This is a genomic window from Ferrigenium kumadai, assembly GCF_018324385.1.
Lineage (GTDB): Bacteria > Pseudomonadota > Gammaproteobacteria > Burkholderiales > Gallionellaceae > Gallionella > Gallionella kumadai.
The window spans coordinates 1,012,763-1,030,919 of record NZ_AP019536.1 but is presented as its reverse complement, the minus strand read 5'-3'; the positions used below and the strand labels follow the sequence as shown (position 1 = coordinate 1,030,919).

At 57.2% G+C, this 18,157-nt stretch carries 14 protein-coding genes, 4 tRNA genes, 3 rRNA genes and 1 other RNA gene; 3 read left to right on the top strand and 19 right to left on the bottom strand.

Annotated features, from left to right (window positions below; translation table 11 throughout):
- From FGKAn22_RS04945 to FGKAn22_RS04905, 9 genes are all read right to left on the bottom strand, one after another.
- On the bottom strand, positions 1-531 hold the full coding sequence (locus FGKAn22_RS04945; RefSeq protein WP_212786864.1) for an acyloxyacyl hydrolase: 531 nt from the start codon (positions 529-531) through the stop codon (positions 1-3).
- 23 nt (positions 532-554) lie between these two features.
- Positions 555-653: signal recognition particle sRNA small type (gene ffs / locus FGKAn22_RS04940), an RNA gene on the bottom strand.
- A gap of 131 nt (positions 654-784) precedes the next feature.
- Positions 785-860, bottom strand: a tRNA-Lys gene (locus FGKAn22_RS04935).
- 121 nt (positions 861-981) lie between these two features.
- Positions 982-1,094: ribosomal RNA gene (gene rrf / locus FGKAn22_RS04930) — 5S ribosomal RNA — on the bottom strand.
- 155 nt (positions 1,095-1,249) lie between these two features.
- Positions 1,250-4,132, bottom strand: a 23S ribosomal RNA gene (locus FGKAn22_RS04925).
- A gap of 294 nt (positions 4,133-4,426) precedes the next feature.
- Positions 4,427-4,502, bottom strand: a tRNA-Ala gene (locus FGKAn22_RS04920).
- Positions 4,503-4,514: 12 nt separating this feature from the next.
- A tRNA-Ile gene (locus tag FGKAn22_RS04915) sits at positions 4,515-4,591 on the bottom strand.
- Positions 4,592-4,689: 98 nt separating this feature from the next.
- Positions 4,690-6,229 (bottom strand): 16S ribosomal RNA (locus FGKAn22_RS04910).
- Together the 16S, 23S and 5S rRNA genes with 4 tRNA genes alongside form the textbook arrangement of a ribosomal RNA operon.
- A 305-nt stretch (positions 6,230-6,534) precedes the next feature.
- Positions 6,535-6,608: transfer RNA gene (locus FGKAn22_RS04905), tRNA-Met, on the bottom strand.
- 171 nt (positions 6,609-6,779) lie between these two features.
- Between FGKAn22_RS04905 and FGKAn22_RS04900 the strand changes: the two genes are divergently transcribed.
- Positions 6,780-7,601 (top strand): class I SAM-dependent methyltransferase, encoded by an 822-nt coding sequence (locus tag FGKAn22_RS04900; protein WP_212786863.1) that lies wholly within the window; start codon positions 6,780-6,782, stop codon positions 7,599-7,601.
- A gap of 43 nt (positions 7,602-7,644) precedes the next feature.
- Here the strand turns inward: FGKAn22_RS04900 and queG are convergent, their stop codons facing one another.
- Positions 7,645-8,724 carry a tRNA epoxyqueuosine(34) reductase QueG gene (queG, locus tag FGKAn22_RS04895; RefSeq protein ID WP_212786862.1) on the bottom strand — a complete coding sequence of 360 codons (1,080 nt, stop codon included), beginning with the start codon at positions 8,722-8,724 and terminating at the stop codon, positions 7,645-7,647.
- Between queG and tsaE the strand changes: the two genes are divergently transcribed.
- The gene (gene tsaE / locus FGKAn22_RS04890; RefSeq protein ID WP_343214996.1) at positions 8,719-9,189 is read left to right on the top strand and encodes a tRNA (adenosine(37)-N6)-threonylcarbamoyltransferase complex ATPase subunit type 1 TsaE; all 471 of its coding nucleotides are present in this window, start codon (positions 8,719-8,721) and stop codon (positions 9,187-9,189) included. The genes queG and tsaE overlap by 6 nt on opposite strands.
- Complete coding sequence (locus FGKAn22_RS04885; RefSeq protein ID WP_212786860.1) at positions 9,171-10,481, top strand: N-acetylmuramoyl-L-alanine amidase; 1,311 nt, start codon at positions 9,171-9,173, stop codon at positions 10,479-10,481. Before tsaE ends, FGKAn22_RS04885 begins: the two co-directional genes overlap by 19 nt.
- A gap of 18 nt (positions 10,482-10,499) precedes the next feature.
- Here FGKAn22_RS04885 and FGKAn22_RS04880 read toward each other — a convergent pair whose 3' ends face one another.
- The 9 genes from FGKAn22_RS04880 to rpsA all read right to left on the bottom strand — a co-directional run bounded on the left by FGKAn22_RS04880 (position 10,500) and on the right by rpsA (position 18,100).
- On the bottom strand, positions 10,500-10,769 hold the full coding sequence (locus FGKAn22_RS04880) for a CBU_0592 family membrane protein (RefSeq protein WP_212786859.1): 270 nt from the start codon (positions 10,767-10,769) through the stop codon (positions 10,500-10,502).
- Positions 10,766-11,653 (bottom strand): cysteine synthase CysM, encoded by an 888-nt coding sequence (gene cysM / locus FGKAn22_RS04875; protein ID WP_212786858.1) that lies wholly within the window; start codon positions 11,651-11,653, stop codon positions 10,766-10,768. Before cysM ends, FGKAn22_RS04880 begins: the two co-directional genes overlap by 4 nt.
- 1 nt (position 11,654) lies before the next feature.
- On the bottom strand, positions 11,655-12,653 hold the full coding sequence (rfaD, locus tag FGKAn22_RS04870; RefSeq protein ID WP_212786857.1) for an ADP-glyceromanno-heptose 6-epimerase: 999 nt from the start codon (positions 12,651-12,653) through the stop codon (positions 11,655-11,657).
- A 137-nt stretch (positions 12,654-12,790) separates the two neighbouring features.
- Positions 12,791-13,732, bottom strand: a complete 942-nt coding sequence (gene rfaE1 / locus FGKAn22_RS04865; protein ID WP_212786856.1) for a D-glycero-beta-D-manno-heptose-7-phosphate kinase — start codon at positions 13,730-13,732, stop codon at positions 12,791-12,793.
- A 45-nt stretch (positions 13,733-13,777) separates the two neighbouring features.
- Positions 13,778-14,491, bottom strand: a complete 714-nt coding sequence (gene pyrF / locus FGKAn22_RS04860) for an orotidine-5'-phosphate decarboxylase (protein ID WP_212786855.1) — start codon at positions 14,489-14,491, stop codon at positions 13,778-13,780.
- Complete coding sequence (gene lapB / locus FGKAn22_RS04855) at positions 14,488-15,663, bottom strand: lipopolysaccharide assembly protein LapB (protein ID WP_212786854.1); 1,176 nt, start codon at positions 15,661-15,663, stop codon at positions 14,488-14,490. Before lapB ends, pyrF begins: the two co-directional genes overlap by 4 nt.
- 14 nt (positions 15,664-15,677) lie before the next feature.
- The gene (locus tag FGKAn22_RS04850; protein WP_212786853.1) at positions 15,678-15,974 is read right to left on the bottom strand and encodes a LapA family protein; all 297 of its coding nucleotides are present in this window, start codon (positions 15,972-15,974) and stop codon (positions 15,678-15,680) included.
- A 104-nt stretch (positions 15,975-16,078) separates the two neighbouring features.
- Positions 16,079-16,366 (bottom strand): integration host factor subunit beta, encoded by a 288-nt coding sequence (locus tag FGKAn22_RS04845; RefSeq protein ID WP_212786852.1) that lies wholly within the window; start codon positions 16,364-16,366, stop codon positions 16,079-16,081.
- A 15-nt stretch (positions 16,367-16,381) separates the two neighbouring features.
- Positions 16,382-18,100, bottom strand: a complete 1,719-nt coding sequence (gene rpsA, locus FGKAn22_RS04840; RefSeq protein ID WP_212786851.1) for a 30S ribosomal protein S1 — start codon at positions 18,098-18,100, stop codon at positions 16,382-16,384.
- Positions 18,101-18,157: the final 57 nt, after the last annotated feature.

The window sequence follows — 18,157 nt, the reverse complement described above, 5'->3', positions numbered from 1 at the left end:
TTAGAAGTGATAGGTAAAACGAACCTGGTTGAAATTGATACCCTGATTCGGCTTCTTGATCCCGCCGTTAGAAAGATGTTGATAGCGATACCCCAGGTCAAATTGCTGATGGTCGCCGAAACGCACCCCGACCCCGAGGTGATCGCCGAACTGGAACGAACTGCCGAAGTGGCGGTTGGCGTAAATAAAAGTCGGGGTAATCAAATGAAAACCGATAGCCCCCTCCGCATAGGGAGCGAATCCGACCGGATTCTTTTGCTGCAAACGGAATACCGGGGTCACGCCCACGTCGGTAATCGTCTGATTATTGCCTATTGCGCTCTTCCCGCGCCAGGACCCGACAGAGGCCTCCCAGAAGCCCGTCACCAGCCAGTTACCCTCGGTGAACCACTGCTTATCCCAATTCCAGAGGGCTCCGACGCGCGCCATCTCGGTCGCATTGCCTTTGCCATACTCGACAGAAACGCCGTCCACCGCAAGCACGCTACCGCTGAACAGCATTGCACCTAACAACAAACCAACTTTTCTCATCGCCCCCCCCTGGACAAAAAATAGGAGGCGAGCCTTACCCCCGGCACTTGCAGTGATCGGTTATGGCTGCTTCCTTCCGGACCTGACCAGGTTCACCGACCTGCAATGCGGGGAGACCCGCCAATTCTTTTACGAATTTAATCGACGCGACATGATAAATGAAGCGCCGAGTAAAATCCATGCCGAAAGCGATATTAACGCCGAATCGAAGCCAAAATAAAAAGGACTTAGGGGGTACCTAAGTCCTTATATTTGGTGGGCCGTGAAAGATTCGAACTTTCGACCAACGGATTAAGAGTCCGCTGCTCTACCAGCTGAGCTAACGACCCGTTTTTACAGCTTCAAAACGGCTTGCGTTGTCTGAATTGCCACCGCATTTCAAATGCATGGCAATCCCAGATCGCATTAAATAACAACGCCCTCTTCAATGAGGGCGCTGCCTTGTAAGGAGTCTGACGATGACCTACTTTCACATGGGAATCCACACTATCATCGGCGCGGAGTCGTTTCACTGTCCTGTTCGGGATGGGAAGGAGTGGGACCAACTCGCTATGGTCGTCAGACAAACTGTTCGGCAATCGACGGTGTTCTGTCGCCTGCCATGTCTGTGGTTCATCGGTTGAGTTTTGAGGCTCTTGCGCTGAACCGTATCTGGAAGAAGTAAAGTTTCTGTGTCTTTGATTGTGCGTTGCGAAACGCCTTTGTTACTTAACGTTATAGGATCAAGCCTCACGGGCAATTAGTACTGGTTAGCTTAACGCATTACTGCGCTTCCACACCCAGCCTATCAACGTCCTGGTCTCGAACGACCCTTCAGGGGGGTCAAGCCCCCAGGGAAATCTTATCTCAAGGCGAGTTTCCCGCTTAGATGCTTTCAGCGGTTATCTCTTCCGAATTTAGCTACCCGGCAATACCACTGGCGTGATAACCGGTACACCAGAGATTCGTCCACTCCGGTCCTCTCGTACTAGGAGCAGGTCCCTTCAAATTTCCAACGCCCACGGCAGATAGGGACCAAACTGTCTCACGACGTTTTAAACCCAGCTCACGTACCACTTTAAATGGCGAACAGCCATACCCTTGGGACCGGCTACAGCCCCAGGATGTGATGAGCCGACATCGAGGTGCCAAACTCCCCCGTCGATATGAACTCTTGGGAGGAATCAGCCTGTTATCCCCAGAGTACCTTTTATCCGTTGAGCGATGGCCCTTCCATACAGAACCACCGGATCACTATGACCTACTTTCGTATCTGCTCGACTTGTCAGTCTCGCAGTTAAGCATCCTTTTGCCATTGCACTATCAGTACGATGTCCGACCGTACCTAGGATACCTTCGTACTCCTCCGTTACAATTTGGGAGGAGACCGCCCCAGTCAAACTGCCTACCATGCACGGTCCCCAACCCCGATAAGGGGTCTAGGTTAGAACCTCAATGACACCAGGCTGGTATTTCAACGTCGGCTCCACGATGACTGGCGTCACCGCTTCAAAGCCTCCCAGCTATCCTACACAGGTCCCATCAAAGTCCAATGCAAAGCTACAGTAAAGGTTCATGGGGTCTTTCCGTCTAGCCGCGGGTAGATTGCATCTTCACAAACATTTCAACTTCGCTGAGTCTCGGGTGGAGACAGTGTGGCCATCGTTACGCCATTCGTGCAGGTCGGAACTTACCCGACAAGGAATTTCGCTACCTTAGGACCGTTATAGTTACGGCCGCCGTTTACTGGGACTTCAATCAAGAGCTTGCACCCCATCATTTAATCTTCCAGCACCGGGCAGGCGTCACACTCTATACGTCCACTTTCGTGTTTGCAGAGTGCTGTGTTTTTATTAAACAGTCGCAGCCACCATTTCACTGCAACCCCATCGGCCTTCGTCCGCGAGGGACTACAACCTACCGGGGCGCACCTTCTCCCGAAGTTACGGTGCTAATTTGCCGAGTTCCTTCACCCGAGTTCTCTCAAGCGCCTTAGAATTCTCATCCTGCCCACCTGTGTCGGTTTGCGGTACGGTCCCAATATAACTGAAGCTTAGTGGCTTTTCTTGGAAGCTTGGTATCAGCAACTTCGCAGCACAAGGCCGCTCGTTATCACGCCTCAGAATTGACCTCCCGGATTTGCCTAAGAGATCTCCCTACACGCTTGAACTAGGACGTCCAACACCTAGCTTGCTTAACCTTCTCCGTCCCCACATCGCATTATATTGAGGTACAGGAATATTAACCTGTTTCCCATCGACTACGCTTTTCAGCCTCGCCTTAGGGGCCGACTCACCCTGCGCCGATGAACGTTGCGCAGGAAACCTTGGGCTTTCGGCGAGGGAGCCTTTCACTCCCTTTATCGCTACTCATGTCAGCATTCGCACTTCTGATACCTCCAGCATCCCTCACGAGACACCTTCGCAGGCCTACAGAACGCTCTCCTACCATATGTACAAAGTACATATCCGCAGCTTCGGTGCACAGTTTGAGCCCCGTTACATCTTCCGCGCAGGACGACTCGATCAGTGAGCTATTACGCTTTCTTTAAAGGATGGCTGCTTCTAAGCCAACCTCCTGACTGTTTTAGCCTTCCCACTTCGTTTTCCACTTAACTGTGTCTTGGGGACCTTAGCTGGCGGTCTGGGTTGTTTCCCTCTTGACACCGGACGTTAGCACCCGATGTCTGTCTCCCATGCTCGCACTTCTCGGTATTCGGAGTTTGCAATGGTTTGGTAATCAGCAATAGACCCCTAGCCATAACAGTGCTCTACCCCCGAGAGTGATACATGAGGTACTACCTAAATAGTTTTCGGAGAGAACCAGCTATTTCCAGATTTGTTTAGCCTTTCACCCCTATCCACAGCTCATCCCCTAACTTTTCAACGTTAGTGGGTTCGGACCTCCAGTTGGTTTTACCCAACCTTCATCCTGGCCATGGATAGATCATCTGGTTTCGGGTCTACGCCCAGCAACTATCGCCCTTATCAGACTCGGTTTCCCTACGCCTCCCCTATTCGGTTAAGCTCGCTACTGAACGTAAGTCGCTGACCCATTATACAAAAGGTACGCAGTCACCCTTGCGGGCTCCCACTGTTTGTATGCATGCGGTTTCAGGTTCTATTTCACTCCCCTTCCGGGGTTCTTTTCGCCTTTCCCTCACGGTACTGGTTCACTATCGGTCGATTACGAGTATTTAGCCTTGGAGGATGGTCCCCCCATGTTCAGACAGGGTTTCTCGTGCCCCGCCCTACTTGTTCCAAACCTAGTTCCACTCCTGTATTTTCGCTTACGGGGCTATCACCCACTATGGCCAGACTTTCCAGACTGTTCTTCTAATACAGAAGCTAAAGTTTGCAGGCTCTTCCGCGTTCGCTCGCCACTACTTACGGAATCTCGGTTGATTTCTTTTCCTCCGGCTACTTAGATGTTTCAGTTCGCCGGGTTCGCTTTACCCTGCCTATGTATTCAGCAGGGAATGACCCAAAGGGCCGGGTTTCCCCATTCAGAGATCTACGGATCAAAGCTTTTTGCCAGCTCCCCGTAGCTTTTCGCAGGCTAACACGTCTTTCATCGCCTGTAATCGCCAAGGCATCCACCACATGCACTTATTCGCTTGACCCTATAACGTTAAGCCCTCGACCTTTCGATCGAAGCGCCATAGGTGTTTCGCATTTGTGTCCGATTCATACGACTAGCATGAATCGACTTGATACAATCAAAAACCCATTTAGTTTTTCCACTTCCACTCAGACGGTTGCCCATCCTCGTTTCAGTGAGAATCACTTTCTTTACTTCTTCCAAATTTTTAAAGATCAAACTTTCGTCGTTAGACGTTAGTCGGTAGCTCTCAGAATTCCAATGCAGTTGCGGCTGCATCTCTAAAAACTAGCGACTAATGACTAAAACAAGGTATTGGTGGAGGTTGACGGGATCGAACCGACGACCCCCTGCTTGCAAAGCAGGTGCTCTCCCAGCTGAGCTAAACCCCCGTTTTACTACTCTGGTGGGTCTGGTTGGACTCGAACCAACGACCCCCGCGTTATCAACACGGTGCTCTAACCAGCTGAGCTACAGACCCAAACTTACTTCGAGCCTGCTTCGAGCCTAAGCCCTTACCAGCTCGTTACCTTGTTAAACAACCGATGAGTGTAGGCACTCAGTCCTGGATATCTCTAGAAAGGAGGTGATCCAGCCGCACCTTCCGATACGGCTACCTTGTTACGACTTCACCCCAGTCATGAAACCCAGCGTGGTAAGCGCCCTCCTTACGGTTAGGCTACCTACTTCTGCCAGATTCCACTCCCATGGTGTGACGGGCGGTGTGTACAAGACCCGGGAACGTATTCACCGCGACATGCTGATCCGCGATTACTAGCGATTCCGACTTCATGCTCTCGAGTTGCAGAGAACAATCCGGACTACGATCGGCTTTCTGAGATTAGCTCCCCCTCGCGGGTTGGCAACCCTCTGTACCGACCATTGTATTACGTGTGAAGCCCTACCCATAAGGGCCATGAGGACTTGACGTCATCCCCACCTTCCTCCGGTTTATCACCGGCAGTCTCATTAAAGTGCCCAACTGAATGATGGCAATTAATGACAAGGGTTGCGCTCGTTGCGGGACTTAACCCAACATCTCACGACACGAGCTGACGACAGCCATGCAGCACCTGTGTCCAGGTTCCCTTTCGGGCACAATCACATCTCTGCGATCTTCCTGGCATGTCAAGGGTAGGTAAGGTTTTTCGCGTTGCATCGAATTAATCCACATAATCCACCGCTTGTGCGGGTCCCCGTCAATTCCTTTGAGTTTTAATCTTGCGACCGTACTCCCCAGGCGGTCAACTTCACGCGTTAGCTGCGGTACTAAAGAAGTCTCCTTCCCCAACACCTAGTTGACATCGTTTAGGGCGTGGACTACCAGGGTATCTAATCCTGTTTGCTCCCCACGCTTTCGTGCATGAGCGTCAGTGTTAGCCCAGGGGGCTGCCTTCGCCATCGGTATTCCTCCACATCTCTACGCATTTCACTGCTACACGTGGAATTCTACCCCCCTCTGCTACACTCTAGCCTTCCAGTTCCAAATGCAGTTCCCAGGTTAAGCCCGGGGATTTCACATCTGGCTTAAAAAGCCGCCTGCGCACGCTTTACGCCCAGTAATTCCGATTAACGCTCGCACCCTACGTATTACCGCGGCTGCTGGCACGTAGTTAGCCGGTGCTTCTTCTGCTGGTACCGTCATCCGCATCTAGTATTAATAGATACGTTTTCTTTCCAGCTGAAAGAGCTTTACAACCCGAAGGCCTTCTTCACTCACGCGGCATGGCTGGATCAGGCTTGCGCCCATTGTCCAAAATTCCCCACTGCTGCCTCCCGTAGGAGTCTGGGCCGTGTCTCAGTCCCAGTGTGGCGGATCATCCTCTCAGACCCGCTACGGATCGTCGCCTTGGTGAGCTTTTACCTCACCAACTAGCTAATCCGATATCGGCCACTCCGAAAGCGAGAGGTCTTACGATCCCCCCCTTTCCCCCTCAGGGCATATGCGGTATTAGCGTAACTTTCGCTACGTTATCCCCCACTTCCGGACATGTTCCGATATATTACTCACCCGTTCGCCACTCGCCACCAGGTGCAAGCACCCGTGCTGCCGTTCGACTTGCATGTGTAAAGCATGCCGCCAGCGTTCAATCTGAGCCAGGATCAAACTCTTCAGTTCAATTCCTGTTACTTGATTCATTTAAGAATCTGGTCTTACTCAAAGTGAATCATTGACATGATTCTTTTCGACTTTGCGTAAGTACTACTATATTTTTAAAGTCGTTTCGTCAGCCTCAAGGACCTTCGAAACTTCCCAAAAACCAAGCACCTACACTCGTCGGTTGTTTGTTTAACTTTTAAAGAGCAGCTGCCGTGGCAGCGAAGAGGTGCGCATTATAGTGACTAAAAACTTGCTGTCAACTTTAATTTCGAACTTCTTTTTTGCCCCTCGCCGACTTGTCAGCAAGAGACTTTGAATCCGGGTTGCGGGGACAGGATTTGAACCTATGACCTTCGGGTTATGAGCCCGACGAGCTACCGAGCTGCTCCACCCCGCGTCAGAAGGAGGCGAACTATAGCAAAGCCGCCCAAGCCCGTCAAATGCTATCTGCATTTTATTTTGTTAGCACGCGGCCTGGATGGTTGAGGGAGGCCATCGCACCGCCAGTTTGATCAACATGTACCGCACTGGTGATGGCGCTAAAATTCGGCTAAAGTGCGGCGACATTATGAATACCATTCCCGATATCAAACCCGAACAATCCGTCGAACTGCTCAAGGAACTGCACATCCTCACGCGCGACGGCAAGCTTAACCAGGACAGCCGCCGCAAACTCAAACAGGTCTATCACCTGTTCCACTTCATCGAGCCGCTACTCAATGAAGTCATTGGCTCTCAGCCGAACCTGACGCTGGCGGATCACGGCGCCGGCAAATCCTATCTGGGCTTCATCCTCTACGACCTGTTTTTCAAGGCGCGAAGTACCGGACATATATATGGCATCGAAACGCGCGAGGCCCTGGTGGAGAAATCGCGCGAGTTGGCGCACAAGCTGAACTTTGCGCGCATGTCCTTCCTCAATCTGTCGGTGGAGGAATCCATCCACTCGCCGCTACTGCCGGAACGCATCGACGTCGTCACTGCACTGCATGCCTGCAACACTGCTACCGACGACGCGATCCGGTTCGCACTCCATAAACAGGCCCGGTTCGTCGTGCTGGTTCCATGCTGCCAAGCCGAAGTCGCTTCGGTGCTAAATAAACGCAAGAACCAGTCATTCGGATTGACCCCACTCTCCGAGATCTGGCGCCACCCCATCCACACCCGAGAATTCGGCAGCCAGCTTACAAACGTGCTGCGCTGCCTGCTGCTGGAATCGCATGGCTATCAGGTGACAGTGACGGAACTGGTCGGCTGGGAACACTCGATGAAGAACGAGCTCATCATCGCCCGCCGCCAGGGCGCACCGCGCAAGAATGCGCGGGAGCGGCTGGAGCAGATATTGCGCGAACTGAACCTGGAAGAGCTTCGGGATCGATTTATTTACTGATAAAAACTGTTGGGCGTCTGACTGGTCAAGCAAGCGACCTCGCCTAGTCGTTGGTCCTAAACTGTTGGGCAAGCGCCCACACCACATGTTCGCGCACCAGCTCTGACGGATGCTCCACACGCGCCTGCAAGGCAGCCACGATCTCCGCACTCTTCGGCGCATTGCCTAATGCAATTGCAATGTTCCGGAGCCATTGCTCAAAACCGATACGGTAGATGGCACTGCCTGCAAGGCGGAACTTGAACTCGGCTTCATCCCACGCAAACAGCTCCACCAGCGACACGTCGTCCAAGCCGTGGCGCACGGCGAAATCGGGCTCCAGCGTCGTTTGTGCAAAACCATTCCACGGGCACACCAACTGGCAATCGTCGCAACCGTAGATGCGGTTGCCGATCAGCGGGCGCAGTTCCACAGGAATGCTGCCCTTAAGCTCAATGGTGAGATAGGAGATGCAGCGGCGCGCGTCCACCCGGTACGGCGCAACGATGGCCCTGGTGGGACACACGTCGATGCAACGCGTGCAAGTACCGCAATGCTCCTGTTGCGGCACATCCGGCGGCAGCGGCAGGTTCACGTAGATCTCGCCGAGAAAGAACCAGGAACCGCGTTCGCGCGACAGCAACAAGGTGTGTTTGCCGCGCCAGCCCAGACCGGCCTTGCTCGCCAGCTCGACTTCCATCACCGGCGCACTATCGGTGAACACGCGCCCATCGAATTCCGCGACTGCTCCACGTATCTTGTCCGCCAGTTTCGCCAGCCGGTTGCGCAGTACCTTGTGATAATCGCGTCCCAGCGCATAGCGCGAAATGAAGGCGCGATCGCCTTCCGCCAGAACCTGCCGGCTGTCGCGCGCAGCGGGCGGCGCATAGTCCATGCGCAACGAGATAACCCGCAGCGTGCCCGGCACCAGCTCCGCCGGGCGGCTGCGTTTAGTGCCGTGATTTGCCATATAATCCATCTCGCCGTGCATTCCGAGGGTGAGCCATTCCAGCAGGCCGTTCTCCGCCGCGGACAGGTCAGTGTCGCTGATGCCCACGGCCTGGAAACCGAGTTCATGCGCCCACGCGCGTATCTGCGCTGTGAGCGCCGCGTAGTCTACCTGTTGAGGATGTTCGATTTGCATAGTTCAGATGATAGCCGAATCAGCCTCGCTCTCGCCGACGAAGGCGCGACCCTCGCCTTGGCACAACGCCTCGCTTCATGTCTCGAACCCGGCATGGTGATCTACCTGCACGGCGACCTCGGTGCAGGCAAAACCACACTGGTGCGTGGCGTGCTGAACGCGCTGGGCCACCAGGGACGGGTCAAAAGCCCGACCTACACGCTGGTTGAGCCGTATCAGGCGGCTGGGTTAGACTTGCGCCACTTCGACCTGTACCGCCTGCGCGACGAGGAAGAATGGGAATCCGCCGGATTCCGCGACGAGTTCGATGGTCATAACGTATTCCTCATCGAATGGCCGGAGAAGGCGCAGGGACTGATTCCGCGGGCCGATGTGGAGATCGACCTTGCGATCCTGAACGAGGGACGCGAAGCACAGATTCGAGCCAACACAGAGATGGGCAAACGATGCTTAGAGCGGTTGTAACACTCTTCACCTTTACGGCACTGCTGTGGCTGCCGCAGACTCATGCCTCCACCGCAATCACGTCGGCGCGTGTCTGGCCGGCGCAGGACTATACGCGCCTGACGCTGGAATCGAAGCAGCCCATCCAGCACAACATGTTCTCGGTGAAGAATCCCGAACGCCTGGTGATCGATCTGGAAGGCGTCGAGATCGGCGACGCGCTCAACGGCCTGACCAAGCTCGTCGGCAGCACCGATCCTTACATCCGAAGCGTGCGTGTAGGCCGCTTCAAGCCTGGTGTAGTGCGCCTGGTGCTCGACCTCAAGGGCGAGGCCAAACCACAACTGTTCGACCTCAAGCCCGTGGGCGAATATGGACACCGCCTAGTGTTGGACGTCTACCCTGCCCAGCCGTCCGACCCACTGATGGCGCTGCTGGAGCAGCCCAAGGATGCCGCACTGCAGCCCCCGTCCACGGCAGCCAAGCCAAGCGCCCAAGTGGAAATCGAGGGAAAACCCAAGCTGGAACAAAGCCTGAGCATCGCAGCCAGCGCGCCGGCTGCAACTTCACCGGCGATGCCGGAACTGCGAGCACGCACGCTGATCGTCGCGATCGATGCGGGACATGGCGGCGAAGACCCCGGCGCAATCGGCCGGAACGGTTCGCACGAAAAGAATGTCACGCTCACGATCGCCCGCAAGGTCAAGGCGATGGTGGACGACCAGCCGAATATGCGCGGCGTGCTGATCCGCGACGGAGACTATTTCATCCCGCTCGGCAGACGCGTCGCCAAGGCACGCAAGGTGAATGCCGACCTGTTCCTCTCGATCCATGCCGATGCATTCATCAAACCGGACGCGCGCGGCTCGTCCGTATTCGCGCTGTCCGAACACGGCGCGACCAGCACCGCGGCGCGCTGGCTCGCAAAGAAGGAAAACGAGGCCGATCTGATCGGCGGGGTGAACATCGCCGTGAAGGATCCGTATCTTGCGCGCACGCTGCTCGACCTGTCACAGACCGCCACCATCAACGACAGCATGAAGCTGGCCAAGCATGTGCTGAATGAACTGGGCAACATCAACGACCTGCATCGCGGTCATGTCGAGCAGGCTGGCTTCGCCGTGCTGAAATCGCCGGACATCCCGTCCATCCTGGTCGAGACCGCCTTCATCAGCAACCCTGACGAGGAGCGCCGCCTGAACGACGAGGAGTATCAGCAGAAACTTGCGGGGGCCATCATCGGCGGAGTCAAACGCTACTTCGCGCAGAACCCGGCCTTATCCAGATCCAGGATCGCGCAGGCCGAGTACTGATCGGCAAAATCGTACGGTTTACAGCCAGCCGCTGGCGCGGGAGATGCCGATCACGCCGACCATGATCCAGAACACATTGAGCAGGGTATAGGCGGCATCCTTCTTCAGCGCGGAGCACCACGACAGCATCACCGCATCGATGGTGTTGAACACCCAGACGAACAGGAACGGGCTCTCCGGCCCCAGCCAGCTCACCAGCGTGAAACTGAATATGCGCATCAACACCCCGACCATCTCGATGGTCTTGAGATAGCGAAGTACCAGGCCGTTTGCCAGCCGCAATGTCATGCGGGGAACACGCCGGTGGAGAGATAACGATCGCCGCGGTCGCACACGATGAAGGCGATCACCGCATTCTCGACCTGCTGCGAGATGCGCAGCGCGGCACTCAACGCGCCGCCGGACGAGATGCCGCAGAAGATGCCCTCCTCGCGCGCCAGGCGGCGCGTCATCTCTTCCGCATCCGTTTGGCTGACGTATTCGAGCTTGTCCACATTCTTCGGACTGTAGATTTTCGGCAGATAAGCCTCGGGCCACTTGCGGATGCCGGGGATCTGCGCCCCCTCTTCCGGCTGCACGCCGACGATCTGGATGTTCGGATTCTGTTCCTTGAAGAAACGCGCGCAGCCCATGATGGTACCGGTGGTGCCCATGCTGCTGACGAAGTGCGTGAGCCGGCCCTGCGTGTCGCGCCAGATCTCCGGCGCGGTGCCCTCGTAGTGCGCCAGCGGATTGTCAAGGTTGGCGAACTGGTCGAGGATGATGCCTCGCCCGGCGTCGCGCAGATGCTCCGCCGTGTCACGCGCCAGTTCCATGCTGCCTTCCTTCGGCGTCAGCACCAGTTCTGCGCCGAACGCGCGCATGGTCTGGCGGCGTTCCACACTCTGATTCTCAGGCATCACCAGGATCATCTTGTAACCGCGCATCGCCGCGGCCATCGCCAGCGCGATACCGGTGTTGCCGGAAGTCGCCTCGATCAGGGTGTCTCCCGGCTTGATGTCACCGCGCGCTTCGGCATGTGTGATCATCGACAGCGCGGGCCGGTCCTTCACCGAGCCGGCGGGATTGTTGCCTTCCAGCTTCGCCAGAATGACATTGGAAGTTTCGCCGGGAATGCGCTTGAGCCTGACCAGCGGCGTGTTGCCGACAAAGTCTTCTATGGACGGGTACATCTCAGGAAGCAGCCTTGAGCATCTGTTCCACGTAGCGCGCCACGCCCTGCTCTACGCTCAGGAACGGCTCGGCATACCCCGCATTGCGCAGCGCTCCGATGTCGGCCTGCGTATAGCTCTGGTACTTGCCGCGCAAGGCATCGGGGAACGGAATGTAGCTGATCAGTTCCTGCTGCTGCAGCTCGGCGAGGCTCAGCGCCGGCTTACCTTCGGCCTGGCGCAGAGTGTTGACGGTCGCCACGGCTACGTCGTTGAAGCTCTGTGCCAGACCGGTGCCGAGATTGAAGATGCCGGATCTGTGCGGGTTGTCGAGGAAATACATGTTCACCTTGACCACGTCCTCGATCGAGACGAAGTCGCGCAGCTGTCCGCCGTTGGCGTAGCCGTCGCAGCCCTCGAACAGACGCACGCGCCCCTCGGCGCGATACTGGTTGAAGAAGTGGTAGGCGACCGAAGCCATACGCCCCTTGTGCTGTTCGCGCGGACCGTACACATTGAAGTAACGCAGACCGACGATCTGCGCGCTGCGCTTGTGCCAGCGGCGGCGCACGACCTGGTCGAACAGGAACTTGGAATAGGCATACACGTTCAACGGCGACTCGTATTCGCGGCTCTCCTTGAACACGCCGCCGCCCCCGTATACCGAGGCGGACGAAGCATAGAGGAACGGCACCTCCTCGTTCTGGCAGTAGTTCAGCAACTCCAGTGTGTACTGGTAATTGTTCTCCATCATGTATCGGCCGTCCGTCTCCATGGTGTCGGAACACGCGCCCTGGTGCAGCACCGCGCTCACCAGACCGTCGAAGAAACCATCCTGCAGTTTCTTCAGGAAATCTTGCTTATCGAGATAGTCGGCGATCTCGCAATCCACCAAATTCTTGAACTTGTCGGCGCGCTTGAGATTGTCCACCGCGATAATGTTGTTCTCGCCGCGCTCGTTGAGCGCTTTGACGAGGTTGGAACCAATAAAGCCGGCAGCGCCGGTGACGATGTAATACATGACATCCCCTCTAAAATTCAACCGTAGAAGCGCGATTAACCAGCCACTTATCCATCGTTTTTTGATGGATTAGTGGAATGGCTATGCAGAGCCATCGCGCCCGATGCACCAAAAAATGGGCGCGATGAATCGCGCCCCTACAACCCCATGTCTTGAATGATCTCATCACGGCTGACGACCGCCGTCCCCAGCTTGCCCACCACGATGCCCGCCGCGCGGTTGGCGATGCGCATCGCCTCCGGCAAGCCCTCACCGGTCGCAAGCATCACCGCCAGCGTGGCGATCACGGTGTCACCCGCGCCGCTGACGTCGAACACTTCGCGTGTCTGCGTCGGCTCGTGCAGCGCACCGCCGGCGCGGTACAGGCTCATGCCTTCTTCGCTGCGCGTCACCAGCAGCGCGTCGAGCTCCAGTTCCTTGCGCAGATTTTCGGCCCTGGCAGTGAGATCGTCCTCGCTCTTCCAGCTGCCTGCCACCTCGCGGAATTCGCTGCGATTGGGGGTGAGCAACGTCGCGCCGCGATAACGCGCGTAGTCGTCGCCCTTGGGGTCGACCAGCACCGGCTTGCCCGCTGCTCGCGCCAACCGGATCATCTCGGCGATGTGCGCCAAGCCGCCCTTGCCGTAATCGGACAACACCACCACATCGGCGCCCGCCAACTTGGCGCGGAAATCCGCGAGCTTCGCGTTCAGCACTTCATGGCTGGGTGACGTCTCGAAATCGATGCGCAGCAGTTGCTGTTGCCGCGCAACAGCACGCAGCTTGATCGTGGTCGAGATGGTGTCGTCGCGGTGCAGCATCGCGGTCACCTTACCCTGCTCGGTCAGCAGCCGTTGCAGGCAGTCACCCGCCTCGTCCGCACCGACCACCGAGAGCAATGTGCAATGCGCCCCCAGCGCGGCGATGTTGCGCGCCACGTTGGCTGCGCCGCCGGGACGCTCTTCCACTTTGCTCACCTTCAACACCGGCACCGGCGCTTCCGGCGAGATGCGGCTCACATCGCCGAACCAGTAACGGTCCAGCATCACGTCGCCGACTACCAATATTTTTGCCTTTTCGAATGTTGGCAACGCGGTCATGCCTGCCCTCCGGTTTTCTTATTATTCGATTCCATTGCGATGGTTTCAGGGCGCGATGAATCGCGCCCCTACGATTTCCTGATTGATCGCCAGCAAGGCCTGCAAGGGATCTGCCGCCTTGGTGATGGGACGCCCGATCACCAGATAGCTGGAGCCTGCCTGAAGCGCGGCCTGTGGCGTCATCACGCGCGACTGATCGTCGAGGCTGGCCTGTGCGGGACGGATGCCCGGCGTCACCAGGCAGAATTCGCTGCCGCAACGCTGGCGCAACATCGCGGCTTCCTGCGCCGAGCACACCACGCCGTCCAGTCCGCTGTCGCGCGCCAGGGTCGCCAGGCGCAGCACCATCTCTGCCGGTGTCGCCGCGATGCCGATGTCTGCAAGGTCCTCCTGCGCCATGCTGGTGAGCATGGTCACGGCGATCAGCTTGGGCTGGTGTGCGCTGTTCGCGACCGCCTCACGCGCCGCCTCCAGCATCTTGCGCCCGCCCAACGCATGCACGTTGACCATCCACACGCCGAGGCTCGCGGCGGCCTTGCATGCCTGCGCGGTGGTGTTCGGGATATCGTGGAATTTCAGGTCGAGGAATATCTCGAAACCGCGCTTCATCAGCTGCTCCAGCAGAGCAGGTCCGGTGGCGGTGAACAGTTCCTTGCCGACCTTCAGGCGGCACTGCGAGGGTTGCAGCCGGTCGGCCAGAGCCAATGCCGGTGCGGCCTCGGCATAGTCGAGGGCGATGATGATTTTCGGGTCGTTCATATTTGTATTCCTGTTTCTTCGGTGCGTCGCGGCGGGTAACTGTCCCAGGCCTGGCAGGCCGGGCAATGCCAGTAGAACTGGCGCGCCTTGAAACCGCAGTGGCCGCAATGGTACGACGCCAGGTTGCGCGTGCGTTTGTGCACCAGGTCCTTCACCAGTTCGACATCGGCGCGACGCTCCATCGGCACTTCCAGCAATCTGGCTTCGAGCAGCTTGTCCAGCCCGATCAAGGTCGGATTGCGCTGCAGTTCTTCACGCACCAGCTGGTACGCCGCGGACGAACCTTCGTTCTTCAGCACGCCGTCGAACACCACGTTCATCAGGTCCACCGAGTGGTATTTGGTCAGATAGCCGCGCAACAGTGCGATGCCTTCGGCCTCCCGCTCAAGATCACGATAAGCGTTCAGCAAACGCTCCGCCACCAGCGGCAGATATTGCGCATCCTGCGCCTCGACGTTCTTCCAGATGGCGATGGCCTCTTCCAGCTTGCCCTCGCCTGCAGCCAGGTCGCCCAGCATCATGCTGGCACGCACCGCCTCGGGACAAACCTCCAAAGCCTGCTGCAGATGGGCGCGGGCCGCAGCCGCATCTCCCGCGGCGATCTCGTCGCTCGCGAGCTCGCAATAGAAAAAGGACGCCTGCTTGCCATGCGATTCGCCGGACACTACGGACAGGCGTTGAGCGACCTCGATCGCCTTGAGCCAGTCGTGTTCCTTCTGGAACAGCTCCAGCAGGAATTCCAGCGACGGTTTGCCATACGGCGTTTTCTCCAGTTCGCGGAACAGGGTCTCGGCGCGATCGAGAATGCCGGCCTTCAGGTAGTCCTGCGCCAACTCGAAGATCGCCTGCTGGCGCTTGTCGTTGTCCAAGTCGGCGCGGTCCACCAGATTGTGGTGCATGCGCAGCGCGCGATCCACTTCGCCGCGCCGGCGGAACAGGCTGCCCAGCGCGAAGTGCAGCTCGACGGTCTGCGGATCGACCTTGACCACTTCGATGAAGGCCTCGATGGCCTTGTCCTGCTGCTCGTTGAGCAGGAAGTTCAGCCCCTGGAAATACGATTGCGGCAGCGCATGCGATTCCGAGAGCAGGTCCTTGATGTCGATGCGGGCCGCCAGCCAGCCCATCCCGAAAAACAACGGGAAGACCAGCAGCATCCAGGGTTCGAACTCCATACTTGAAAAATCTGTCAGGAAGGTTGAATAGGTGTTTGCTGCGTCTCGCCGACACCGGCGAGTGTGTTCTTGACGCGGATATCGCGCTTCAGGCGCGCGATCTCGCGGCGCTGTTGCAAGACATTGGCGAACATGGCCAGCACGCCGACCGCCGCACCGGCGGCAAAAAAGACCAGCAATACAACCACCAGCGATGAGTGCCACTCATAGCCGAAAAAATAGCGCAATGCGACCGGTTGATCGTTCTTGATCGCGAATCCCAGCAGGATCACGAACAGCACCGCACGCAACAGCCAATTAAGATAACGCATCGTTATTCATCCGCGAAAAATCGGGCTAAAGATAACACGAACAGACAAGAAAATGGCGGCGATACCTTGCGATATGCCGCCACTCGAACTGCTTCAGCTCAAAATCAGGATTCGTGGTCGCTGACCCGCTCCCGCAACTCCTTGCCCGCCTTGAAATGCGGCACATACTTGGCCGGAACCTTCACCTTGTCGCCGGTCTTGGGGTTGCGCCCCTGACGCGGCGGACGGTAGTTCAGGCCGAAGCTGCCGAAACCGCGAATCTCGACGCGCCCGCCGCGCGCGAGCGTGGCGGACAACGTGTCCAGAATCACCTTGACGGCATACTCTGCATCCTTGGCCAGCAGCTGCGGATGCAGCTCCGCCAAGCGGGCAATGAGATCGGAACGAGTCATGACTTAACTCCGACCTTATTCGCTCTTGCCGCCGCTCATCTTGGCCTTCAGCAAGGCGCCCAGGTTGGTGGTACCCGCACTGGCGTTGCTTTCAGCGGAGAACTTCTGCATCGCAGCCGATTCTTCAGCCTTGTTGAGGGCCTTGATCGACAGGTTGATGCCGCGGTTCTTGCGATCCACGTTGATGATGACGGCGGTGACGCTGTCGCCTTCCTTCAGGTGGTTGCGGATGTCTTCGACGCGGTCGGCGGAAACTTCGGAAGCCTTCAGATAGGCTTCGACGTCGCCTTCCAGCGCGATCACAGCACCCTTGGCATCCAGAGACTTCACGGTACCGGTGACCACTGCGCCCTTCTCATTGCCGGAAACGAAACCGCCGAACGGATCACCTTCCAGTTGCTTGATACCCAGGGAGATGCGCTCGCGCTCCACGTCGATCGCCAGAACCACGGCTTCGACTTCGTCGCCCTTCTTGTAGTTGCGCACCATTTCTTCGCCAGGCTGGCTCCAGGACAGGTCGGACAGGTGAACCAGACCGTCGATGCCGCCTTCCAGGCCGATGAACACGCCGAAGTCGGTGATGGACTTGATCTGGCCCTTAACCTTGTCGCCCTTCTTGTGGTTGGCAGCGAAGTCGTCCCAAGGATTGGACTGGCACTGCTTCATGCCCAGGGAGATACGGCGGCGTTGCTCGTCGATCTCGAGGATCATCACTTCCACTTCGTCGCCCAGAGAAACGACCTTGGACGGATGAACGTTCTTGTTGGTCCAATCCATTTCGGACACGTGCACCAGACCTTCGATGCCTTGCTCGATCTCAACGAATGCACCGTAGTCGGTCAGGTTGGTCACCTTGCCGAACAGGCGGGTGCCTTGCGGGTAGCGGCGTGCGAGGCCGTTCCACGGATCGTCGCCCATCTGCTTGATGCCCAGGGAAACGCGGTTCTTCTCCTGGTCGAACTTGAGGATCTTGGCTTCGACTTCGTCGCCAACGGACAGCACCTCGGACGGGTGCTTGACGCGGCGCCATGCCAGGTCGGTGATGTGCAGCAGGCCGTCGATACCGCCCAGATCAACGAATGCACCGTAGTCAGTGATGTTCTTGACCACGCCCTTGACGATCGCGCCTTCCTTGAGGTTTTCCATGATCGCTTCACGGTCGGCACCCATAGTCTCTTCCAGCACTGCGCGGCGGGAAACAACCACGTTGTTGCGCTTGCGGTCCAGCTTGATGACCTTCAGCTCCATGGTCTTGTTTTCGTACGGAGTGGTGTCCTTGACCGGACGGATGTCCACCAGGGAACCCGGCAGGAACGCGCGGATGCCGTTGACCATCGCGGTCAGGCCACCCTTGACCTTGCCGCTGACGAAGCCTTCGACGATCTTGCCTTCTTCCATGGCCACTTCCAGATCGTGCCATGCGGCCAGACGCTTGGCCTTTTCGCGCGACAGCTTGGTCTCGCCATAACCGTTTTCCAGCGACTCGATCGCGACGGTGACGAAATCACCAGCCGCAACTTCCAGCGCGCCCTTGTCGTCGAGGAATTCCTCGACCGGAATCAAACTTTCGGACTTCAGTCCGGCATTAACGACCACCACGTTGTGATCGACGCGCACGACTTGTGCGGTGATCAGTTCGCCCGCGCGCATTTCCTTGCGCGTCAAGCTTTCTTCGAACATAGCGGCAAAACTATCGGGATTTTGTACAGCGGCTGCAGTTGCGGTTGCGTTCATCGGATACACCTAAGATAAAATTTCTGCTCACGCAGAGGGTTGGTTGACGATCCCGAA

What these genes read in the sequence shown, in the direction of transcription:
- FGKAn22_RS04945 (WP_212786864.1), bottom strand. Translation starts at nt 531, where the DNA reads ATGAGAAAAGTTGGTTTGTTGTTAGGTGCAATGCTGTTCAGCGGTAGC.
- FGKAn22_RS04900 (WP_212786863.1), top strand. Translation starts at nt 6,780, where the DNA reads ATGAATACCATTCCCGATATCAAACCCGAACAATCCGTCGAACTGCTC.
- queG (WP_212786862.1), bottom strand. Translation starts at nt 8,724, where the DNA reads ATGCAAATCGAACATCCTCAACAGGTAGACTACGCGGCGCTCACAGCG.
- FGKAn22_RS04885 (WP_212786860.1), top strand. Translation starts at nt 9,171, where the DNA reads ATGCTTAGAGCGGTTGTAACACTCTTCACCTTTACGGCACTGCTGTGG.
- FGKAn22_RS04880 (WP_212786859.1), bottom strand. Translation starts at nt 10,769, where the DNA reads ATGACATTGCGGCTGGCAAACGGCCTGGTACTTCGCTATCTCAAGACC.
- cysM (WP_212786858.1), bottom strand. Translation starts at nt 11,653, where the DNA reads ATGTACCCGTCCATAGAAGACTTTGTCGGCAACACGCCGCTGGTCAGG.
- rfaD (WP_212786857.1), bottom strand. Translation starts at nt 12,653, where the DNA reads ATGTATTACATCGTCACCGGCGCTGCCGGCTTTATTGGTTCCAACCTC.
- rfaE1 (WP_212786856.1), bottom strand. Translation starts at nt 13,732, where the DNA reads ATGACCGCGTTGCCAACATTCGAAAAGGCAAAAATATTGGTAGTCGGC.
- pyrF (WP_212786855.1), bottom strand. Translation starts at nt 14,491, where the DNA reads ATGAACGACCCGAAAATCATCATCGCCCTCGACTATGCCGAGGCCGCA.
- lapB (WP_212786854.1), bottom strand. Translation starts at nt 15,663, where the DNA reads ATGGAGTTCGAACCCTGGATGCTGCTGGTCTTCCCGTTGTTTTTCGGG.
- FGKAn22_RS04850 (WP_212786853.1), bottom strand. Translation starts at nt 15,974, where the DNA reads ATGCGTTATCTTAATTGGCTGTTGCGTGCGGTGCTGTTCGTGATCCTG.
- FGKAn22_RS04845 (WP_212786852.1), bottom strand. Translation starts at nt 16,366, where the DNA reads ATGACTCGTTCCGATCTCATTGCCCGCTTGGCGGAGCTGCATCCGCAG.
- rpsA (WP_212786851.1), bottom strand. Translation starts at nt 18,100, where the DNA reads ATGAACGCAACCGCAACTGCAGCCGCTGTACAAAATCCCGATAGTTTT.